Annotated in this window: 3 protein-coding genes; all 3 read right to left on the reverse strand. The window is 30.2% G+C overall.

Annotated elements, in window-relative coordinates:
* Positions 1-19: 19 nt before the first annotated feature.
* Positions 20-988: a hypothetical protein gene (locus tag ACW2QF_RS19270; protein WP_455717640.1), complete on the reverse strand. Its 969-nt coding sequence runs from the start codon at positions 986-988 to the stop codon at positions 20-22.
* Positions 989-1,074: 86 nt separating this feature from the next.
* On the reverse strand, positions 1,075-2,178 hold the full coding sequence (gene glf / locus ACW2QF_RS19275; RefSeq protein ID WP_455717642.1) for a UDP-galactopyranose mutase: 1,104 nt from the start codon (positions 2,176-2,178) through the stop codon (positions 1,075-1,077).
* Positions 2,179-2,735 (reverse strand): hypothetical protein (locus ACW2QF_RS19280; protein ID WP_455717641.1); only part of this gene is annotated, 557 nt, incomplete at its 5' end.

Below are 2,735 nucleotides of genomic sequence, written 5' to 3' on the forward strand. Positions count from 1 at the left end.
CCTTACGGCTCTTAATTAATTATTCTGTGTATTTAGATTCTTTTCTGTCTTGAGATGCATTACTATTCCCTTTGAAAGAGTACCATGTCTTAATTTTTCTAATCTTATCATTACTAACTTTAAAGCTTTTCACTCCGCTGTAGCCATCTATCTCAGTAATAAAAAATTGATTATCAAAATAACTGATGTAATAAGGAGCACCTTTAAAACCAAATAGTTCGTATAAATCCTCGTAATTACCTGTTATTAAGTCTTTGAGGGATTTTACTCTAACAAATTCAGGTGCAATTTCCGCGTTTGCATTTGTATAGGTTGATATATAAAAATAATTCTCGATTTTGCATATATAGTTCATTCCGATTAGATTACTTGGAACTTCATAGCTTTCAAGTATTTCAAAATTATTTTTATAATCTAACTTTAGGATTTTTTCACCTGATACCGTATACATATATCCATCGATTATATTAAATGATCTAACATACGCTCCTAACTCTCGCACTACTGTTGAACCTGCTATTTCTACAGTCCCATTCCTGTTAATTAAAGTGTATAACTTTTGTTCCGTTGACGAAATAACATAAAAATTATTTGTAGTATCATCATACATTATATAATGAGGCCTGCCTGTTATGTTGTCTATAATCTGCGTCTGCTCAAAACCTTTTTTGTTTTTTTTAAACACTCTAACAGCACTATTATCTGTATCATCAACTAGATATACTTGTCCATCACTTGCAATTGAATGAGCCCCTGTAACTTCATCAGTCAGCGTCTTCCATTCCGATATTTTGTCTTCCAAATTATCATTGTAAATTACACGATGATGCCAACAATCAACAATAAAGTATGTATCATCATTTTTTTGAATCATCGTTGGTGTATATAAACTTGATTCCCATTTCTCTTTTTTCTCACAACCAATCAGCACAGGTATTATTAGTAAAATTAGTAATATCAGCAAACTATTTATTTTCTTAATTTTCATGTACATTAGCCTCTCAAAAAATGTCGAGACACTTTTGTCTCGACATTTTTTTCTGTTATTGTTACTATTTATAATTAAGTTTTTTATTATTGTGTAAATTCATTTTCTACGGTTTCTAAAGCAGACTCAATTACTTTATCCATATCATAATATCGATATTGACCAAGTCTTCCACCAAAAATCACATTCTTTTCTTTCTCTGCTAATTCTCTATATTTCTCATATAGAAATCCATTCTTCTCATCATTAATTGGATAATATGGTTCAGAGCCTTTTGACCATTCAGATGAATACTCTCTAGTAATAACCGTAGTTGGTTGTTTACCAAACTCAAAATGCTTATGTTCAATAATTCTTGTATATGGCACTTCTCTTTCGGTATAGTTTACAACCGCATTACCTTGATAATTCTCTTCTTCTAACACTTCTGATTCAAAACGTAAAGAACGGTATTCCAATTCTCCCAATTGATATTGATAGAACTCGTCAATCATACCTGTGAATACGATTTTCTCTGCAATGTTAGGTTGTTCCTTTATGAATTCAAAGTAATCCGTATTTGTTCTCACTTCGATTGCTTCTAACATCTTTTCAACAATAGAAGTATACCCACCTTTTGGAATCCCTTGATATGGATCATTGAAGTAATTGTTGTCATAGGTAAATCGTAGTGGTAAACGCTTAATAATAAAGGCTGGAAGTTCCGTACAACTTCTTCCCCACTGTTTCTCTGTATAACCTTTGACTAATTTCTCATAAACATCCGTACCAACTAGGGATAATGCTTGTTCTTCTAAGTTTTGTGGATCATTGATATTCAACTCTTTGATTTGATTCTGAATGTGTTCTTTTGCTTCCTTTGGAGTACGAATTCTCCACATTTTACTGAATGTGTTCATATTGAAAGGTAGGTTATATAGCTCGTCCTTATATACAGCAATCGGTGAATTGATGTAGTGATTGAATTCTGCAAATTGATTTACATAATCCCATACCATCTTATTCGATGTATGGAAGATGTGGGCACCGTATTTGTGGACATTGATACCTTCTATGCTTTCTGTATATATATTTCCTGCTATGTGATCTCTCTTATCAATAACTAAACATTTCTTTCCTCTTCTGTTTGCTTCATATGCGAAGACTGAGCCGAAAAGGCCTGCTCCGACTATTAGATAATCGTACATAATTTACTTTTCCCCCTTTAACATTTTTATGATTTTATTCACTCTGAAAAAATTATAAATTTTATATATTCTACTCTTCTCAAATAAATTTATATATTCTTGTTTATTATTTATATCTGATATTAAATCATCTAAACGTTTATCATTTTTACTTTTATCTTCTAACAGTTCTTCAACTTTCAATAATAAATCATTTTTTTGCATAACTAAATTTAGATTAATTGAATTCTGCTTCTCTGTAAGATCATTTAGTTCTGATACTCTATTTTCTAATTGTTGTATTTTTTCTTCGGTAGAATAAATCAATTTTTCCTTCTCAAATATTTTACTAGTTTGCTCTTCTGATAAATCTCTTAATGCTCTTTCATCTTCTATTATTTGCTTTATTGGTCTTCTATTTTTTTTATAATTATCAATATAATAAAAAGGTTCATTAACATATTTAATCATATTCTTTTCCATTTCAGAAAATACAGAAACTGTTTCTTCATTGAACCCAAATCGTTCTAACAATTGACTTAATGAAATACGATTATTGATATACATCCCATACTTATAAT

This window comes from Anaerosporobacter sp., from assembly GCF_965301125.1.

What these genes read in the sequence shown, in the direction of transcription:
- ACW2QF_RS19270 (WP_455717640.1), bottom strand. Translation starts at nt 988, where the DNA reads ATGAAAATTAAGAAAATAAATAGTTTGCTGATATTACTAATTTTACTA.